This is a genomic window from Methylocystis borbori, from assembly GCF_036576025.1.
GTDB lineage: Bacteria > Pseudomonadota > Alphaproteobacteria > Rhizobiales > Beijerinckiaceae > Methylocystis > Methylocystis borbori.
This window is the reverse complement of record NZ_JAZHYN010000031.1, coordinates 1-18,833: the sequence shown is the minus strand read 5'-3', so window position 1 is coordinate 18,833 and position 18,833 is coordinate 1. Positions and strand designations below refer to the sequence as shown.

The 18,833-nt window shown below is 62.4% G+C and carries 14 protein-coding genes; 6 read left to right on the top strand and 8 right to left on the bottom strand.

Annotation, left to right across the window (positions count from 1 at the left end; genetic code table 11):
- Positions 1-64: 64 nt before the first annotated feature.
- Positions 65-2,302, top strand: a complete 2,238-nt coding sequence (locus V3H18_RS11120; RefSeq protein WP_332082114.1) for a copper-transporting P-type ATPase — start codon at positions 65-67, stop codon at positions 2,300-2,302.
- 206 nt (positions 2,303-2,508) lie between these two features.
- Here the strand turns inward: V3H18_RS11120 and V3H18_RS11115 are convergent, their stop codons facing one another.
- The 3 genes from V3H18_RS11115 to V3H18_RS11105 form a co-directional block, all read right to left on the bottom strand.
- On the bottom strand, positions 2,509-2,790 hold the full coding sequence (locus V3H18_RS11115) for a hypothetical protein (protein WP_332082113.1): 282 nt from the start codon (positions 2,788-2,790) through the stop codon (positions 2,509-2,511).
- Positions 2,791-3,129: 339 nt separating this feature from the next.
- Positions 3,130-5,469 (bottom strand): TonB-dependent receptor, encoded by a 2,340-nt coding sequence (locus tag V3H18_RS11110; RefSeq protein ID WP_332082112.1) that lies wholly within the window; start codon positions 5,467-5,469, stop codon positions 3,130-3,132.
- Positions 5,470-5,875: 406 nt separating this feature from the next.
- Positions 5,876-6,880, bottom strand: a complete 1,005-nt coding sequence (locus V3H18_RS11105) for an LLM class flavin-dependent oxidoreductase (RefSeq protein WP_332082111.1) — start codon at positions 6,878-6,880, stop codon at positions 5,876-5,878.
- 249 nt (positions 6,881-7,129) lie between these two features.
- Here V3H18_RS11105 and V3H18_RS11100 point away from each other — a divergent pair, with 249 nt between their 5' ends.
- A complete protein-coding gene (locus tag V3H18_RS11100; RefSeq protein ID WP_332082110.1) occupies positions 7,130-7,921 on the top strand; it encodes a TOBE domain-containing protein in 792 nt (263 codons plus the stop codon).
- Positions 7,922-7,925: 4 nt separating this feature from the next.
- Here V3H18_RS11100 and V3H18_RS11095 read toward each other — a convergent pair whose 3' ends face one another.
- Positions 7,926-8,684 (bottom strand): hypothetical protein, encoded by a 759-nt coding sequence (locus tag V3H18_RS11095; protein ID WP_332082109.1) that lies wholly within the window; start codon positions 8,682-8,684, stop codon positions 7,926-7,928.
- Positions 8,685-8,844: 160 nt separating this feature from the next.
- Between V3H18_RS11095 and V3H18_RS11090 the strand changes: the two genes are divergently transcribed.
- The 3 genes from V3H18_RS11090 to V3H18_RS11080 are packed head-to-tail and all read left to right on the top strand — an operon-like array spanning position 8,845 to position 13,808.
- A complete protein-coding gene (locus V3H18_RS11090) occupies positions 8,845-10,197 on the top strand; it encodes an ABC transporter substrate-binding protein (RefSeq protein ID WP_332082108.1) in 1,353 nt (450 codons plus the stop codon).
- The gene (locus tag V3H18_RS11085; RefSeq protein WP_332082107.1) at positions 10,194-11,507 is read left to right on the top strand and encodes a di-heme oxidoreductase family protein; all 1,314 of its coding nucleotides are present in this window, start codon (positions 10,194-10,196) and stop codon (positions 11,505-11,507) included. Before V3H18_RS11090 ends, V3H18_RS11085 begins: the two co-directional genes overlap by 4 nt.
- Before the next feature lie 18 nt (positions 11,508-11,525).
- Positions 11,526-13,808: a TonB-dependent receptor plug domain-containing protein gene (locus tag V3H18_RS11080; protein ID WP_332082106.1), complete on the top strand. Its 2,283-nt coding sequence runs from the start codon at positions 11,526-11,528 to the stop codon at positions 13,806-13,808.
- A gap of 176 nt (positions 13,809-13,984) precedes the next feature.
- On the opposite strand, the gene modA is transcribed toward V3H18_RS11080, so the two are convergent.
- Complete coding sequence (gene modA / locus V3H18_RS11075; protein ID WP_332082105.1) at positions 13,985-14,791, bottom strand: molybdate ABC transporter substrate-binding protein; 807 nt, start codon at positions 14,789-14,791, stop codon at positions 13,985-13,987.
- Positions 14,792-15,066: 275 nt separating this feature from the next.
- Between modA and V3H18_RS11070 the strand changes: the two genes are divergently transcribed.
- Entirely contained in the window at positions 15,067-15,957 is an 891-nt protein-coding gene (locus V3H18_RS11070; RefSeq protein WP_332082104.1) for a helix-turn-helix transcriptional regulator, read from the top strand.
- Positions 15,958-16,030: 73 nt separating this feature from the next.
- Here V3H18_RS11070 and V3H18_RS11065 read toward each other — a convergent pair whose 3' ends face one another.
- The 3 genes from V3H18_RS11065 to modB form a co-directional block, all read right to left on the bottom strand.
- A complete protein-coding gene (locus V3H18_RS11065) occupies positions 16,031-16,237 on the bottom strand; it encodes a TOBE domain-containing protein (RefSeq protein ID WP_332082103.1) in 207 nt (68 codons plus the stop codon).
- Positions 16,238-16,433: 196 nt separating this feature from the next.
- Positions 16,434-17,510 carry a molybdenum ABC transporter ATP-binding protein gene (gene modC / locus V3H18_RS11060; RefSeq protein ID WP_332082102.1) on the bottom strand — a complete coding sequence of 359 codons (1,077 nt, stop codon included), beginning with the start codon at positions 17,508-17,510 and terminating at the stop codon, positions 16,434-16,436.
- Positions 17,507-18,193 carry a molybdate ABC transporter permease subunit gene (gene modB / locus V3H18_RS11055; RefSeq protein WP_332082101.1) on the bottom strand — a complete coding sequence of 229 codons (687 nt, stop codon included), beginning with the start codon at positions 18,191-18,193 and terminating at the stop codon, positions 17,507-17,509. Before modB ends, modC begins: the two co-directional genes overlap by 4 nt.
- Positions 18,194-18,833: the final 640 nt, after the last annotated feature.

Sequence of the window (18,833 nt, the reverse complement as noted above, 5' to 3'; positions counted from 1 at the left end):
CGCCGCGGCTTATCCCCACCCTCGGAAAACGCGCTACTTATCGCGACGGAAAGGATGACGTCCGATGGCCCACGAGCATCATCATCACGCCGCGCATGAGGAATCAAAAAGATTTCGAGAAGGCGTCGATCGGGGCCATTCGAACGAAACGGGCGTTATTTACACATGCCCGATGCATCCGCAGATTCGCCAGATCGGACCGGGCAATTGTCCGATCTGCGGCATGGCGCTGGAGCCCCTCATCGCGACGGGCGACGCCGAACCGAACGCCGAACTCGTCGATATGACTCGCCGCTTCTGGATCGGACTGGCGCTGACCGCGCCCGTCTTCGCGCTGGAGATGGGCGGCCATTTTTTCAATCTTCACCATCTGCTCGCGCAACAGACATCGAACTGGATTCAATTGGCGCTGGCGACGCCGGTCGTGCTCTGGGCCGGCTGGCCGTTTTTCGTGCGCGGCGCGCAGTCGCTCGTCACCCGCAATCTGAACATGTTCACGCTCATCGCGATGGGCACGGGGGTCGCCTGGATTTACAGCGTCGTCGCGACCCTCCGGCCGTCGCTTTTCCCCGCGACCTTTCGCGCGGCGGACGGCTCTGTTCCGATCTATTTCGAAGCTGCGGCGGTGATCACCGTCCTCGTCCTGCTTGGGCAGGTTCTCGAATTGCGCGCAAGGGAGCAAACTGGAGGCGCCATTCGCGCGCTGCTCGATCTTGCGCCGAAAATGGCGACGCGCGTCAACGCCGACGGCTCCGACGAAAACGTCCCATTGGATCAGGTGAAGGTCGGCGACCGTTTGCGCGTGCGGCCGGGCGAGAAGATTCCGGTGGACGGCGAACTCGTCGAAGGCCGCGGCTCGGTCGATGAATCCTTGGTGACGGGCGAATCCATGCCGGCGACGAAAGGGCCCGGCGACAAACTCATCGGCGGCGCGCTCAACCAGACCGGCGGCTTCGTGATGCGCGCCGAGAAAGTTGGCCGCGACACCATGCTCTCGCGCATCGTCGAAATGGTCGCGGCGGCGCAGCGCAGCCGCGCGCCCATACAGCGCCTCGCCGATCAGGTCGCCGGTTGGTTCGTGCCTCTCGTCATCCTCATGGCCATTCTCGCATTCGTGGCCTGGGCGATATGGGGTCCTGAGCCGCGCATGACCTATGGGCTCGTCGCGGCGGTTTCGGTTCTCATCATCGCCTGTCCCTGCGCGCTCGGCCTCGCGACGCCCATGTCGATCATGGTTGGCGTCGGACGCGGCGCGCGCTCGGGGGTGCTGATCAAGAACGCCGAGGCGCTGGAGCGTTTCGAAAAGGTCGACACGCTGGTCGTCGACAAGACGGGGACGCTCACCGAAGGCAAGCCGCGCGTCACCGCCCTCCGCGCCGTCGAGGGCGTCTCGGAGAATGATCTCCTGGCGATGGCGGCGAGTCTCGAGCGCGCGAGCGAACATCCGCTGGCGCTTGCCATCGTTCAGGCCGCGACCGAGCGGGGGCTCGCGCTGAAAGAGGCGACGGATTTCGATTCGCCTGTCGGCAAAGGCGTGATCGGCCGCGTCGAGGGCAAGAGGATCGTCATCGGCAATCGGAAATATCTCGTCGAACTCGGGATCGACGCCGCGGCGCTCGAAAACGACGCTGAACGCCTGCGCGAAGAAGGCGCGACCGCGATTTTCGTCGCGATCGAGGGACAAATTTCCGGCGTCATCGGCGTCGCCGATCCGATCAAGCCGACGACGCTGGAGGCGCTGCAGGCGCTACGCGACGACGGCGTCGCGGTCGTGATGCTGACGGGCGACAATCGCACGACCGCGCAAGCCGTCGCCAAGCGCCTGGGCATAAGCGAGGTCGAAGCTGAAATCCTGCCCGAAGACAAGAGCAAGGTCGTGAGCCGCTTGCGCGAAGCGGGCCGCATTGTCGCCATGGCGGGCGACGGCGTGAATGACGCGCCAGCGCTCGCCGCCGCCGATGTCGGCGTCGCCATGGGAACCGGAACGGATGTGGCGATCGAGAGCGCCGGCGTGACTTTGCTCAAAGGCGATCTGCGGGGCATCGTGCGCGGCCGGCGCCTTTCCAAGATCACGATGCGCAATATACGCCAGAACCTGTTCTTCGCCTTTTTCTATAACGCAGTCGGCGTTCCGATCGCGGCGGGCGCGCTTTATCCGACTCTCGGTCTGCTGCTCTCGCCGACGATCGCGGCGGCGGCGATGGCGCTGTCGTCTGTCAGCGTCGTCATTAATTCGCTGCGGCTGCGACACGCCGAGATCGAACCTCGACCCATCCCTGAAATGCCGCCCTTCTCGACATAGAAGAGCGCGCTCTTATCGAGAACAAATTCGCATTCTCAAACGACATCCGGCTTAACGGCACGGATGTCATTCCCGACGCACGCATCGCGTGCGATCGGGAATCCAGAGTTACAATTCGAGTCTATGAAGTTTGCTCTGGATTCCCGGTCAGGCCTTCGGCCTGCCGGGAATGACAGTCAGGCGAACCATTCAAATCACTTTCGCGATCAGAGCGGCGGCAGCGCTTGCAGCCTTGCAAGTTCGTCCGGCGAAATCTGGAAAAAGCCGCGGCCGCCGGCGCGCGACTGATAGCGATCGCCGGCGTGGATATGAAGCAGCTTGACCCACTGTTCGCCGGTGAGATGAGCCGGAAGGTGGGACACTTCGAAGACGCTCGCATTCGGCGAGAAGCGCACGAAAACAGTCACCGGCTTCACAGCCGCGTCCTTGGCGGCTTCGGGGGCGTCGTCATTTACAATATAAACGCGAGCGGCGGCAGTAGCTGACATGTTCTTCTTCTCCTCTTTGTCCGGCTCTGCGGACGCGCCGAACCATTCGGCGGCCGAGAAGTCGGCGCACGTTAAAACTCGCGCATTGCAGCGCGTCTTTAGGAATTCCCTACCGCTTCGCGGGAAGCGCCCGCTCAATGAGCGCGGCCCACGTTTAAGCGCCTTCGTTCATGGCACAATTCGGCGGCGGCGTCCTAAGATTGCTTCCAGATTGAGCGGTCGGCGCTCCGAGTATTCGCGTTCAAATTCGCGCTCGCGATGAGCAACCGACTCGTCGTGACTCTATGAGCGAATGTTTCTCCACAAGACAAGAAGCCATAGGCGCCCGCAAGAGAGCGGCTAGAACTTCATGCCGATTTTCGCCACAACGGTCCGCGGCGCGCCCGGGAAATAGATGCCGGAACTCGCCGTCTGCTGATAATAGCCGTTGTTGATCTGTCCGATGTAAGCTTGATCGAACAGATTGAGGATGAGCAGATTAAAATCCAGCTTTCCGACGTCAAGAGCCTGCTCATAGCCGAAGTTGAGGTCAATTGTCGCATAGCCGGCGATCGGCTGCAGACCGGATGTGTCTCCGGCGCGCGATCCGACGATGTGAAGAATGGGCGTAAAGGAGAAGGCGTTGACGCGCAGATTGGCGCCGACCGTCGATATCCAATAGGGCACGTTCGGCAATTGCCGCCCGCTCACGCGCGTCGCAAGAATTTGTGCAAGGGACGCGAAGGGAAGCGTCGGCAGATCGCGAACGAAGGCCGCGTGCTGATAGCCGATCGACGAGAAGAGATCGATGCCTTCGACAGGCGTGTAGTGACCGAGCCCCTGGACGCCATAGCTTTCGCTCTCGCCGACGTTCTGGCCATATTGAACGCCAAGGCCCGGATCATAGACGACAGCCTTGTTGTGATTGCGGCTGTAATAAGCGATGGGCTGGATGAAGCCCGAGCCGAAATCAGGATCGGAGAAAGACCAGCGGAAGCCAGCATCCACCATGGCGGCTGTTTCTGGCTTGATCGCAGACCATAGCTGATCGGCGGTGATGCCGTTTTTTATGAAGGTCGCCGAGTTCTGCTGATAGGCGGGCCAAACGTCATAGGACGGGCCGGCGTAGCCGCCGCCGGCGCTGACCCTGAGCTGAAGATTTTGAGTCACGTCATAGGCGAGCGAGCCATAGGGCAAAAAGGTTCCGATCGCATGCGCCGAGGCGCTGCGCGCGGGAATCGGCACGGGAGCAAGCGCGAGCGCCGTGTCATATGAAACGTCGCCGACGATGCCCGCCGAATTGCGCGCTTCGAGACTCGCGATCTGCATCCAAATATAGCGAGCGCCCGCTTCGGCGTGCAGCGCATCGAAATCGCGGCGCGCGACGCCATAGGCGGCGTTGAAGATTTGCGGACTCTTTTGCTGCGTCAGAATCGGCCATGACGCGTAGGTCATCCCGGCGAGCGCATTCGGCCGGAACATTTTCCAGGCGGTCGGCGGTCCCGGCGCGTTCTGGACGCCATACCAGTGGCCGACCTTGATGTCGGTGTCGAGCGCGCGCGTATCGATCTCGCTGGTGACGCCATAGGTGTCGTGATTGATCAGCCATTGGCGGACCATGCCGTTCTGCATGCCGTCGAAATAATAGCCGTCCTCGCGGAAGTAATATGGCTTGACGACAAGCCGCGTCGTTTCATTGACACGCAATGTGAATTCCGACAGCGCCGTCCAACTGTCGAAATGCTGATTATTATATCCGGCGTAATTCACCGCCACCGCCGGAACCGCGCTCGAAACGGGGAGGAAATTATACCATCTATAGGCGCCGAGATTGCTCGCCTGCGAATAAGTCAGCCCCGCATAGGTGTTCGAATCGAAGCTGCTCTTGGCGATGAAGGCCTTCGCCTCGAAGGCCTCGAAAGGCTTCGTCGCAATGCCAACGGCGAAGCCGGATTTGCCTTGCGGCGCCTTGCCGACGCCGCGCCACATATGCGCGTCGGTCCAGGAGCCGGAGGCGAAGACGCGCGTCGTTCCGTTGAGAATCTCGCCGCTGTCGACGCGGCCGAAGGTGCGCAGGAAGCTCGCGGAGCCGACCGTCTGCGAAATCTCGGCGCTCATTTTCTCCGATGGCCAGCGCAAGCGGCTGTCGATGACGCCCGGCAGAGTGAAATAGGAAGTCACATAGGAGGGCACCGGCCCCTGATAGAGGTCGAGGCCGGAGAGATTTTCATTGTCGATGAGAAATGTCGCGCCGGGCCCAGGATCAATGCCCGAGAGCGGCAGGCCTTCCACCGTGCTGATGCTGTTGCCGTGCTGGCTTAATTCGCCGCGTATGCGCAGACCCTTATTGCCGCCGGGCAAATTGGCGAGGCCGTAGGCGTCGATCGCGGGCGCGTCGACGGAGGGAAGAAAGCCGATCCCGCGCAGCATATTGGTTCCGCCGGCGCCAGTCGCAAGCTGCAGACCCTTTTGATCGACGTGATAGACGGTGGAGGGCTTGTTCGCCGGCGCGCCGATGATCGCGCCGCCTTTCTCCGCCGCCTCGCGCTGCTCGGCGGTCTGCGTCTCTGTCGTCGCGGGCGCTGGCGCGCCGCGCGCATCAGGGCGCGCGGCCCGCGCGGCCCCGATGTCGATGGTCGCGAGGTATTGCTGCGCCTTGGCGCCAGCGGCCCAGACCAGCGTCGAGAGCGACGCGCCCATCAACAGGATTCTTCGCCGACGCCCGCCGGATATCCGCTCGTCTGTCATCGCCCGCCCCGCTCGGCGGCGATTCCTTAGGAATCGCGCCGCCCATCGCTATATATTTATATTTTATAAAGATGGCGCAAACGTCAGGACAAGTCGAATTTTTCCTCAAAATGATGTTTTATCAGGACGCAGCATGCTCAATGTCTCAGCAGACTTGGCGTTGTTTGCGCGCAATCGATGTATTGAATCCGGCGCGAGCGTAGAAAAACTCACATCCGCCAGCAATCTCGATGGGCGAAGCTTATGGATTTCGAGCGTTTCGAGGCGGTCCGCGGCCCGGCGAGCAAGCGCCGCACGTCGCCGCGCTGTCGGCGCGACGCGCTAGGGCGTTATGAAATCCCTCGGTGAACCGGCGCGGTTAGTCCGCGACGGCCATTTCAGCCGGAGCCGCAGGGAGCCGCGGGCGGATTTGATGGGCGAAATCCTCGAGCGCGCGTCTATTCTTATCTTCATCTCGCGCGCAAGGCGTCAGCAGCAGGGAGCGAAACCCCGTGCGCTCGTGCAAAATTTGAATCTTGTCGGATAATTCGTCGAAACCGCCGATGAGCGAACGTTCGACGAGCTCGTCGAGATCGAATCCCGGCCCCTTCTCCCCCGTCGCCTGGAAATTCGCGCGCATGCGTTCGGCGAAGCCGCGAATGAAGGGAAGCGCCTGCGCGCGCGCGGCCTCGCGCGTCGGCGCGCCATGGTAAAAGCGCGCCAGGGCAAGACGCGGATCCGCTCCGGGAGCGGCCGCTTCCCGGTAGATTTCGACCATATTCGCGACATGCTCGACCGGAAACGGCGACGCGGCCATGATCCCCAAACCGTTCCGCGCGGCGAATTGGATCGCCTCCGGCGTTCGCGTCGCAAGATAGGTCGGAATCGGCTTTTGGAGAGGTTTGGGAACGAGCGTGATGTCGTCGACCTGATAAAAAGCGCCCGAAAAGCTGACGCTCTCTTCATAGAGAAGCCGATTGACGAGCTGCAGCGCTTCGATCGTCATATCCCGCGTATGGTCGAGCGTCGCCGAGAAATGCTTGTTTTGAAGGGGAAAGGGCCCGCCCTTGGCGACGCCGAAATCGAAACGTCCGCCCGAGAGCATATCGATCGTCGCGATATCCTCGGCGACCTGAATGGGATTGTGGAAGGCGAGCAGCACGGCGGCGGAGCCGAGCCGGATGCGGCTCGTCTTGCCGGCGAGATAGGCGAGCAGCGCAAGAATGGATGGGCAGGCGGTCTCGGCGTCGAAATGATGCTCGGCGACCCAGGCCTCGTCGAAACCCAGCGCCTCGGCGCGTTGAACGAGCGCCGTCTGCGCCGCATAGCAGCGCGCGAAGTCGCGTCCGGGATTTTCATACGCGCAGAAAACGCCTATCCGCATGCTCGGTCCTTTTCGACGCGCGTCGCTCTATATATCTATGCTGCACAGCGATCGAAGCTAAAATTCGCCGGCGTTGAGCGGCAAGATCAAAAAAGATGCAAAGTTCGTTCGATTGTCCTTTCGTTTCCGCATGAATTAAGTTCCAGCTCCAGAATCAATCGCCCGCCCGCGATCGGAAATGCGCCGGACATTATCAAACATGCCTTTGGATAATAGGTTGTCCGCCTTCAAGCTGAGGCTGTGGAATAGATGAGCGAAGAGAAAATCGATGCGCTGGTGGCCCTGCGCAGCAAGGGAAAATTCCTCGTCGGCCGCGACCGCATCAAAATCCTCGAAGCGGTCGCCGAATATGGAAGCATAAGCAAAGCGGCGAAGGCGGTCGGCTTCAGCTACAAGGGCGCCTGGGACGCCGTGAACTCGATCAACAATCTGCTGCCGAGCCCCGCCTTCGTGACGAAGGCGGGCGGCCGCAGCGGCGGCGGCGCCGAGGTGACGGCGGAAGGCCTGCGGCTGATCGCCATGTTTCACCAGCTTGAGGCGCGCGTCTCGAGGATTTCCTCGATCATCGCCGAGGAAGGCTTCGAGGGGAACGAAGACTTCCTGCTCTGGAGCGTCGGCGTCAAGATTTCCGCGCGCAATGTTTTCCAGGCCGAAGTGGTCGAAGTGAAGAAATGGCCGGTCGACGTCGAGGTGACGCTGCGGCTTTCCAGCGAGCACAATATTTGTTCGATCGTGACGAATGACGCGGCCGCCGATCTCGGCCTCGCGCCGGGACGCAAGGTGCTGGCCCTGATCAAATCCTCCTTCGTCGATCTGGCCCCTGCCGACGCCGACGCCAGCAGCGAGCGCAACCGCTTCATCGGGCTCGTCACGCGGCGCGTCGACGCTGAGCGCAATAGCGAGTTTCTGCTCGACATCGGCGGCGGCAAGACAATGACCGCGGTGATCCCGAGGCAAAAGGCGGAAAAACTGAAAATCGCCGAAGGCATGCGGGCGGCCGCGGTTTTCGAGGCCCAAAACGTCATTCTCGCCGCGGATTAACCGGTCAGGGCGCGAAAGGCGCGCCGCCGCGCTTGATGGCTTCGAAGGCGGCGACGGCTTCGCGGCCGCTGAAATCCGGGATCGCCGCCCCGCTCAGCGGGTCGCCGCCAGCGATCCAAGCGGCTTCCGCGTCCGGCCGGGACAGCGCGATCGCCAAGGCGTGGTTCAATTCGTAAAGGCCGAAAGGCAGGCCGGCGTCGCTTAACGCCGACATCAACGCGCCCTGCACGAGGCTTCTCACGACCATATGCGGCGTCGACACCCGCGCTTCGACGTCCTCCCCCGCGGCGATTTTTTCGCAGGCCTCCCGGTCATAGGACGCATGGCCGCGACAAGCGAGCGGCCGAAGCTTGTAGGGAACGCACAGCGCCTCATGGACGAAGGGGCAAATGCGCCGATGCGCCAGACGCTCCTTTTCCGAGAGGCCGGCCGTTTGGGCGTCCGCCTCGATGATGCGCCGCTTCAGATCGACGCCGCGGTCGATGAACGCCTGCGCATTGACGTTGACGAAACGGACCAGAAGGAAAATTTCCGGGGCGGTAGCGACGACCCTTATGCAGCAGCAGGCGTCGCACTCGCCCTTGCAGACCGTTGGCGGCGCGCCTTCCGACTGAATGTCGAGATTGCCGCGAAAGCAGTCGAAAGCCTGAGCGCAAAGGACGCCGACGAAATCCCCCTGGCGCCGCCGCGTGCGAATCGTCGCCGCGAAGGCGCTGCTCATGGCGCGGAAAAAGCCTTCCGGCCCTTTGTCGGCTTGCGTCATAGACCAGACCTATCTCGTCATATAACCAGCTTATATTTCGTTGCAAAGTTGCAACATATAGGATCTTTGTAGCGTAAAATCGCTCTAAAAGCGAGAGGCGCCATTTCTTTAAGCTGATCGATTGTTGACTTGGGCATGACCGCAAAAATAACTTTGCGTCATGTATACAAACAACATAACGACTCGCCGCGCCAAGGCCGCCGTCTCCCCTTCTCGCCGCGCGCTTCTCCTCGGCGCGCCTTCCGCCATTTTCGCGCATTTATGCGGCTTAAGCGGTTCGGCGCGCGCGGAGGAGGGAAAAATCATCGTCGTCACGAGCTTTCCCGAAGAGCTGACGACGCGCTACGAACAGGAATTCGAAAAGAAATTCCCGGGCGTTCATGTCCAATATGTCTGGAAACAGTCGCGCGACGCGCTCGCCGAACTGAGCAAGCCGGATCAGGGCGGCGCCGACGTCTATTGGGCGCCTTCGCTCGGCAATTTCCCTATATTGCGGGATCGCGGCGCTTTTCGGAAACTTTCCGTCGATCGCGCGGCGCTGCCGGGCCGGCTCGGCGACGAACAGCTCTCCGATCCCGCCGGAACCTTCGAGGCTTACGACATCGCCGGCTATGGCGTCGTCGTCAATCCGGCGCTCCTCGATGCGCGCGGCCTCTCCAGACCTAAGAACTGGCGCGATCTCGCCGCCCCGGCCGTCGCCGATCAACTGGCGATGCCGATCCCGAGCAAAGTTGGGTTCGCGCCGGCGCTCTACGACATCATCCTGCAGTCGGAGGGATGGGAGCGCGGCTGGGCCCTGCTCGGCGAAATGTCCGGCAACGCCGAACTGCTTGCCTCGGGCGCCGGACCGACGACGAGCGTGCGCGAAGGCCGCTTCCCGCTCGCGCTGTCGATCGATTTCTTCCCGCTTTCCGCGCAGGCGAACGGTCTGCCGGTGGAATTCGTCTATCCCGCGCGGACGGCTTTCCTGCCCGCGCATATCGCGATTACGGCGTCGACCCGCAATGTCGATCTCGCCAAGGCCTTCGTCGATTTCGCGCTCTCGCGCGAGGGGCAGAGACTGATGATGGAGACGGACAGCAGCCGTCATCCGGCGCGTCCCGACGCCTATCAAAACAAGCCCGCCAATATCGTCGATCCCTTTGCGCTCGGGAAGGACGCGATTTTCGCCTACGACAGCGACATCGGCCGCCGCCGTCCCGGCCTTGTCAATCTCCTGTTCGACATCGCGCTCACAGAGCGACATGCGCAGGTAAAAGACCTGTGGCGCGCCATTCATGCGGCCGAAGCGAAACTCGCCGCGAGCCCCGACGCCGAAGCGGCGAAGCGCGTCGCGGAAGCGCGGCGCCTCGCCGGACTGGTTCCCGTCGCAGCGTCCGAAGCCGATGATCCGAAAGCGCTCGAAGGCTACGCCAAGCGCGACGCCATCGAGCCGGCGCTCCTCGCCAAATGGCGCGCCGCGCTTGACGAATCGCGCGCGACGGCCCTGGCGCTCGTTGGTCGCGCGCCATGAAGCGGGCGTCCATTCTTCTTGCAAGCGTCTTTCTCCTCGCCGGCGCGCCCTATGAAAACGAGACGCGCGACGGCGAGGCCTTCAGCCGGCCGATCACCGGGCTCGACGAAACGCTCGCGCAAAGCTTTCGCGCGGGCGGCGGACTGTTTCGCAGAGCCTGGGTGATCGGCCCGTCGCGGGATCAGGAGGAAGTCGCGGGCCTCGGCCCGCTCTACAACCGCCTTTCCTGCATCGCCTGCCATGTCAAGAACGGGCGCGGCGCGTCGCCGGATCCCGAGAATGGCGTCGCGCGTGCGATGGTCGTGAGACTGGGCGTCGCGGGCAAGGACGCGCATGGCGGATCGCTCCCGCATCCCGCTTACGGCGCGCAGCTTAATCCCGACGGCGTTCCCGGCGTTCCCGGCGAAGGACGCGCCATCGTCTCATATGAAGAGTTTGAGACGACGCTTGCCGATGGCGCGATCGTTTCGATGCGGCGCCCGCGTCTGTCCTTTTCCAATCTCGGCTATGGGTCGCTCGACGCAACCGTGAAAACCTCGGCGCGCAACGCGCCGCCGGCGTTTGGCCTTGGCCTTCTCGAAGCGGTCGGGGAAGAGGAAATTCTCGAATACGCCCGGACCGGACTCGGCAAGGCGAATTACGTCTTCGACGTCGAGAGCGGCGAAAAACGTCTCGGCCGCTTCGGCCTGAAGGCGAATCAGCCTTCGCTCAGGCAGCAGATCGCCAACGCCTTCGCCGAAGATCTCGGAATCTCGAACGAGCTTTATCCGGTGGAGAATTGCGCCGCGGCGCAGACCGCCTGCAAAGCGGCGGCGGCGACGCGCATCGAGCTTAAGCCGTCGCAGCTCGCGGAAACGACCGACTATATCCGGCTGCTGGCGGTTCCGGCGCGCCGCGGCGCCGCCGACCCTCTCGTCACGCAAGGCGAGGCGCTGTTCCAGAGCAGCGGCTGCGCGGCCTGTCATCGCGAGACGCTGCATGTCGGCGCCTTTCCCGCACAGCCGGCGCTGAACGGCGTCGCGATTCATCCCTACACGGATCTGCTGTTGCACGACATGGGCGACGGCCTCGCCGACGGGCGCGAGGATTACGACGCCGGCCCGCGCGACTGGCGCACGCCGCCGCTTTGGGGTCTCGGGCTCGCCGGCAAATTCGGCGACGGCGCGAATTACCTGCACGACGCCCGCGCTCGCAGCGTCGCCGAGGCGATCCTCTGGCACGGCGGCGAAGCGCAGGCCGCAGCCGACGCCTTTCGCACACTCTCGGAAAAGCAGCGCGACGCGCTGCTGGCCTTTCTCAACTCTCTCTGACGATCAATGGGGGCGATCATGACTAGACTATTCGCGTCGACGGCTCTTTCGGGCGGCGTTCTGCTGGCGCTGGCGACGCCAAGCATGGCTCAAACTACCTTGCCGCCGATCGAGATCCGCGCGCCCAAGGCCTTCGAGCTCGGCGAGATCAAGGTGGGCCAGGGACGGCTCGCCGTCCCGACGCGGCCCGGCGCGCCGGGTCAGGGATCTGGAACCGGAACGGGGACCGGCGCGGGCGCGCCGAGCGGCGCTGGGACGGGCGACGACAATATAGCGACCGCCGACAACGGCCCGACGCCAAAGCAGCATACCGACGACTTCGGCGGCTATACGATCACCAACCGGCAGATGGAGACTTTCTCTCGCGATACGCTGGACGCCGCGGTCAATCTCGCGCCGGGCGTCAACAGCCAGCTTGTCGGCGGCACGCGCAACGAGCAGAACATCTACGTGCGCGGCTTCGACCGCTGGCAGGTGCCGCTCACCGTCGACGGCGTGCGCGTCTATCTGCCCGCCGACAACCGACTCGACTTCTCGCGTTTTCTCACCGCCGATATCGCCGAAGTGCAGATCGCCAAAGGCTATGTCTCGGTGCTCGACGGGCCGGGCGGCATGGGCGGCCAGATCAATCTCGTCACGCGCAAGCCGTCGCGCGAAGTGGAGCTCGAAGGACGGGCGAAGTTTGAATTCGGCCGCGACGGCACATTCCTCGGACCGCGCGCCTACGCCTACGCCGGCACCAAGAGGGATCTCTATTACGCCCAGCTCAGCGGCACCTTTCAAACCATGGACGGCTGGATGCTGCCCGAGAGCTACAAGTCGACGCTGGCGCAAGGCTGGGGCATGCGCGGCCAATCCTATTCGCGCGACTTTAACATCGCCGCCAAGGTCGGCATCACGCCCAATGCGACGGACGAATATTCGCTGAGCTTCAACCGCCAGGAAGGCCAGAAGGGCGCGCCGCTCCATACGACCGATCCGCTCTCGAGCCAACGCTTCTGGAGATGGCCTTACTGGCGGGTGCAGAATCTCTATTTCCTCTCCAAGACCCAGCTCGGCGACGCCTCCTATGTCAAGACGCGCGGCTATTGGACCAAATTCGATAATGGCCTCATCGCCTATGACAATCCGACATTCTTCGTTCAATCCCAGCAGCGTTCCTTCATCAGCCCCTATATGGATTATTCTCTTGGGGCCGAGGTCGAGGCGGGCACGCAATTTGGCGACATCGACACGCTGAAAGGCCTGTTCTTCTATCGCTTCGACAATCATGGCGAACAGCAGCAAGGTTTCGGCCGGAATACTTTCGGCGTGTCGGGCGCGCGCGGCGGATGCTTCACCGGCGTGCCCTGCTTGTTCGAGCCGCTTCAGACAAGCCAGGAGGACACTTATTCGGTCGCGGTCGAAAACACGTTCCATCCGCGCAAGGATATCGATCTCGTCGCCGGCTTCAGCTACGACTGGCGGCATTTGCGACAGGCCGATGAGTTTACGTCGGATCGCGGCTTCTTCCGATATACGCCCAAGGACGTGCAGGCGCCCAATTATCAGGGCGCCGCGATCTGGCATTACACCGACCAGGATCGCCTCTATTTCAACGTTTCGAGCCGAACCCGCTACCCGACGCTGTTCGAGCGATTCAGCTCGCGCTTTGGCGGCCAGACGTCCAATCCCGGACTGAAGCCCGAACGCGCCACCAATTTCGATCTCGGCTGGTCCAGCGTATTCGCGCCCGGCAGCCGCGTCTCGGTCGACCTCTTCTACAGCCTTGTCGACAGATTCATCCAGGGCGTTCCCCTCCTCGGGCCGGATGGCGTCCCCACCACGCAGCAGCAGAATGTCGGCAGCGCCCGCTTCGGGGGCGCGGAGATATCGGCCGATTATTTCGTGCGCGAGGATTTCTCGCTGGGCGGCAATCTGACGCTGATCCGTCGGCGCCTGAATGCGCCGACCGTGTTCAATTTCTCGGGAACCACGGTCACGGGGATCGTCACGCTCCAGCCAATCGGCGTGCCCGACGCAAAGCTCATTCTCTACGCCGGCTATCGTCCGATCCGAGAGCTGACCTTCACGCCGAACATTGAGATGGCGACCAATCGCTGGACCGCCACCACGAACGGGAATGTCTATTACCGGACCGGCTCCAATTTCCTGACGAATTTCAATCTCGACTATCAGCCTGCCGACAACGTCAAATTCCAGGCCGGCGTGCGCAATCTCTTCGACAAGCTCTATGTGACGACCGACGGCTATCCCAGCCCCGGCCGCAGCTTCTATGTGGCGACGAAAGTGAATTTCTAAAGCCTTTTCCCCGCCGAAGCGGATGCCGGTTTGGCGGGAAATGCGTCATTTCAAAACCAGGAGCCTGTTCGTGAATCGATGGTTTCGCGAACAGGCTCCAGGCCGAAGTTTGAAGGCTCAACAGGCGCCGCCATTCCGAAAGGGTTAATGCAGGAATGGCGGCGCGAATTCTCAGATTACTTGAGGACGGTGAATCCCTGGTCGACGAAGATCGCTTTCGCCGCCGGGCCTTTCAGAAAATCCAGAAATTTCCCCGCCGCTTCGCCCTTGGCGCTCGCGGTCAGCGCGGCGGGATAGACGATCGGCGGATGCGAACTCGACGGAAAAGTCGCGACGATCTTGACCTTCGGCTCGGATTTGGCGTCCGTCAGATAGACAATGCCGAGCGGCGCTTCCTCGCGCGCGACGAATGTGAGCGCGGCGCGCACATTATCGGTGAAGGCGAAATGCGGCTCGGCGACGCTCCACAGGCCCAGCTTATCGAGGGCGGCTTTCGCATATTTGCCGACCGGAACGGAAGCGACGTCGCCGGTCGCGATTTTCCCGGACCCGATCGCGGCGGCGAAAGCTTCTTTCGTGAGCGCCACCTTATCGAGTTTCGCGGTGCGCGGCGCGACCAGCACAAGCGTATTGCCGAGCAGATTGAAGCGCGTCTTCGGCTGAATGAGATTTCTCTCGGCGAGATAGTCCATCGAAGCCACGTCGGCGGCGATGAAGGCTTCGGCCGGTCCGCCGGCCTCGATCTGCTTGGCGAGCGCCATGGAGCCGGCATAGCTCACCGTCAATTCGACGCCCGTCTTCTCCTTATAGGCGGCGGCGGCCGCGTCGAGCGCGTTCTTGAGGCTGGCGGCGGCGAAAACCGTGACGACGGGCGGCGAAGCCTCTCCGCCCTTTTGAGCCGAGGCCGCGGGCGTTTCGGCTCCAACGCGCGCCGCGCATGACACGATCGCCAGCGCCAGGACGATGCTACGGAAATCAATCATTTAAGGCTCCTTGAGTTCGCTCGGCGTAAACGGCCGGAGCCGCGCCAATATGCGATAAACCGCATTTCACTCTATAATTTCCCTATATAGCGCGTCATGCGTAAAATACGTACATTAACTCATATAGGCGCAGCGTCTCGCCGCCCTATGTCGCGGTTTTTTGGATATTTCTGTTGATATGAGAATGGATCGGCGCCGCACGTCGCCCGTCGATCTTCCTAACTATGTTTTTTATGGCTATTTTTACGCACGGCGCTGCGGATATGGAACGGCTGATGGCGGAATATTTGACGACCCGCGAACTTGCCGCTCTACTGCGGGTGAAGGAGCGAAAAGTTTACGACCTCGTCGCCGAGGAGGCGCTTCCCTTCCGGCGCGTCACGGGGAAACTCCTCTTTCCCCGGGAAGAGATCGAGAGCTGGATCGCCGCCAGCGGCTCTGAGGCCGAGCGGCCAAACAGGCGAACGGCCGGCGCCGACTACCCTCTGGTGATGGCCGGCGGACATGATCCCTTGCTCGAATGGGCCTTGCGGGAATCGCGTTCCGGAATCGCCGCGCTGATGGACGGCGCCCTCGACGGCCTGGCGCGAATGCGGGAATGCGCCTGCATCGCCGCCGGCCTGCATATCCCAGTCGCGAAGTCCGACGAATGGAATGTGCAGCCTGTGAGCAAATCTTTCGCGGGAGAGCCGGTCGCGCTTATCGAATGGGCCAAGCGCACGCGCGGCGTCATGTATTCGGCGAAACTGGGCCGTCCGATCAAACGGCTTTCGGATATCGGGGACCTTCGATTTCAGTCCCGCCAGCCCGAGGCCGGCAGCGAACTGGTGCTCTCGGCGCTGCTCGCCAAGGAGGGATTGCGCAAGTCCGATCTGAAATCGGTGGACGCGATCGAGCGCTCGGAATCGGATCTCGCCATGGCGATCGCCGCCGGCCGCGCGGACGTGGGGTTAGGGATCGAAGCGGCGGCGCGTCAATTTCAGCTCGAGTTCACGCCCTTGGTCGTGGAGCGCTTCGATCTGCTCATATGGCGCAGGGCCTATTTCGATCCGCCCTTTCAAAAGCTCGTTCGCTTTTGCGCGAGCGCCGCTTTCCGAGAGCGCGCCGAGGCCTTTGGCGGCTATGATTGCGCGCAGTTCGGCGCGGTGCATTTCAATGGCCCGTGAAGGGAAGAAAGAACCCCGCGCTCCAAACGCTTAGTCGAAGCGATGCGTTCGACTCTCCCCTTCAACGAAAGGATCAATCGACCGCGACGATCACGTCCGACGATTTGATGATCGCTTTCACCTTCGCGCCGGCTTTGAGGGCGAGTTCATCGACCGATTCATTGGTGATGGACGCCGTGACGGTCATGCCGCTCACATCAATCAGAACGTGAGCGGTGGTCGCCCCCTTCTTGACGTCCTTAACCACGCCGTCGAGAACGTTCCGTGCGGAAATCTTCATCATCTTTCTCCCTTCAGCGAGAATTATTGTCTGTCGCGATTCTCAAGTAAGGCCCGGCGGCCGGCGAGAGCAAGATATAAAAAGACGCATCTTGCGTGCGTCTGATGGAAATCTTCGCGCCTCTTCGCAAGCTCGCAGAATCGCCGCCCACACCGACGCAAAATTGCAACGGCGGGAAAAAGACGCTTTGAGGGCTTCATATTTCGCGTTCGTCGAGCGCCACCGACTTCACCAGCGCGAAGATTTCGTCGCCGATCTTCAGGCCCAATTCGTCCATCGCGAGCCGCGTCGCTGCGGCGATAAGCCGCTCGCCGCCGACAAGCTCCATCGTCGCGAAGGCTAAGGGGCTGTCGGTCGCATCGATCTTGACGAGGCGTCCGCGTAGCGTCGTGCGCACGCTCGTATCCGTCGATCTCGTCTTCGCCAGAGCCACATCCGTCGCGCGAATGCTGACGCGGACGGGTCCTTCGGCGAGACGCGCCGCGACAATGATTTCGCCCGCGGGATGCGCGAGCCGCGTGACGCCGTAGCGTTCGTCTATCTTGGCGACCTTCGCCGCGAGGCCGCTCACAATCGCGAAGCGGCCGCCTTCAATCAGGCGGCTCGCGCCCGGCAGCGCCTCGGAAGGCGCCCCCTGCGCGATGATGCGTCCCTGGTCGAACACAAGCGCCTCGTCGGCGAGGCGCTCGATCTCCTCGGAGGCGTGCGACACCAGAAAAATCGGAATGGCGAATTCGTCGCGCATCCGCTCGATCAGCGTCATGATCTCATGCCGGCGCGGGCGATCGAGCGAGGCCATGGGCTCATCCATGACGAGAAGGCGCGGCGACGCGAGCAAGGCGCGCGCAAGGCCGACGCGCTGACGCTCGCCGCCCGAAAGCGTCGCCGGCCAGCGATCGAGGAGATGCGAAACGCCGAGCGTCTCGACCACGGGCTCGAAAGCGACGCGGCGCTCCGCCTTAGGCGTAAAGAAGCGGCCGAAAAGAATATTGGCGCGCACTTTCAAATGCGGAAAGAGAAGCGCGTCCTGAAAGACGAAGCCGACCCTGCGCTGCTCGGGCGGAACGAAAACACCGCGAGAGACGTCGACGATGGTTTCGCCGCCAAGGATGATCTTGCCCGAGTCGGGCCGCGCGAGCCCCGCGATCAGATTGGCGAGCGTCGATTTGCCCGCGCCCGACGCGCCATGCGCCGCGAGGACGCGGGCCGCGCTCTCGAAGGCGCAGACGAGCGAGAAGGCGCCGCGCGCATATGTCACGTCGAGCGCGATCACGTTCCGTACCGCGCGCGCCTTTGCAGCATCTCCGAAACCGTGAGCGCGATCACGGCGATCGCCGCCGAGATGATGGCGAGCCGCATCGCCGCCGCATCGCCGTCCGAGGTCTGGATCAGGCTGTAGATCGCGGCCGGAATGGTGCGCGTTTCGCCCGGTATGTTGGAGACGAACGTGATGGTCGCGCCGAATTCGCCCAAGGCCTTCGCGAAACCCAAAATCACGCCGACCATGACGCCTGGCAGCGCCAGCGGCAGTTCGACGACAAGAAAAGCCCAGAAGGGATTCGCGCCGAGCGAGCGCGCGGCCATGGGCAGGCGCCGATCCACGCTTTCGAAAGACAAGCGGATCGGCCGGATCATAAGCGGAAAGCTCATCACCGCGGCGGCGAGCGCCGCGCCGGTCCAGCGGAAGGCGAAAACGATCCCGAGATAGTCGGCGAAAAACGCGCCGAGCGGGCCGCGCCGTCCAAAGAGCAGCAACAGGACGAAACCGGTGACGACCGGCGGCAGCACCAGGGGAAGATGCGTGACGGCGTTGAGCGCGCCATGGCCCGGAAAACGCCAGCGCGCCAGAGCGTAAGCCGCGAGAAGCGCCAAAGGGAGCGCGGCGAGCGTCGCGATCGTGGCGACTTTCACGGAAAGGCCAATGGCCGTCCAGTCCTGCGGAGTCAGATCGAGCACGTCTCGCAACCGGCGTTTGAACTCGCTCGATACCGTTAATCCGCGGCGCCGTCGAGGTCCCGGGCGTTCGCGCGCGCCCTCGCTTCCAGCGCGAATCGATCAGGCCGAATCCATCTCGATGAATATCTCGCGAATGCAAGCGGGCGTTATCTGGAACAATTCCATAGTACGCGGGGAATGACGGGCTAGATTACAATGGTTCTTCTTTAGAAGCTCGTCACTATTTGGAATTTATTCCAGTCTACCGCACAAAATGATGCATTTTAGCAACATTAAGAAATTGAGTTACTGTGGCAGCTACATCCATTCTAAACTAAGCCTTTGATCGATTGACAGCTCTCGCGCCTGAAACCTAACAAAATAGCATGCTCGGCAATGCAAATGCAGGAAAGGCGGAGGCAATGCATAATATAGCTTCATCAAAATCTTTGGAGAAACTGCGCAATTCTCTTCCCTTGGCGTTGAATCCCCTTTGCGGGGCTTCCGCGCTGGCTATTTGCGTCGCGACTGCATTCGCTTCGACGCTCGGCGGCGCTGCTTTGGCGCAAGACGCCAGCACGACCCTGCCTCCGGTGTCGGTGGACGCGCCGAAGGAGAAGCCGCAGGCGAAGCCCCGCCCGCAGCCGGCGCGCGCCGCCGC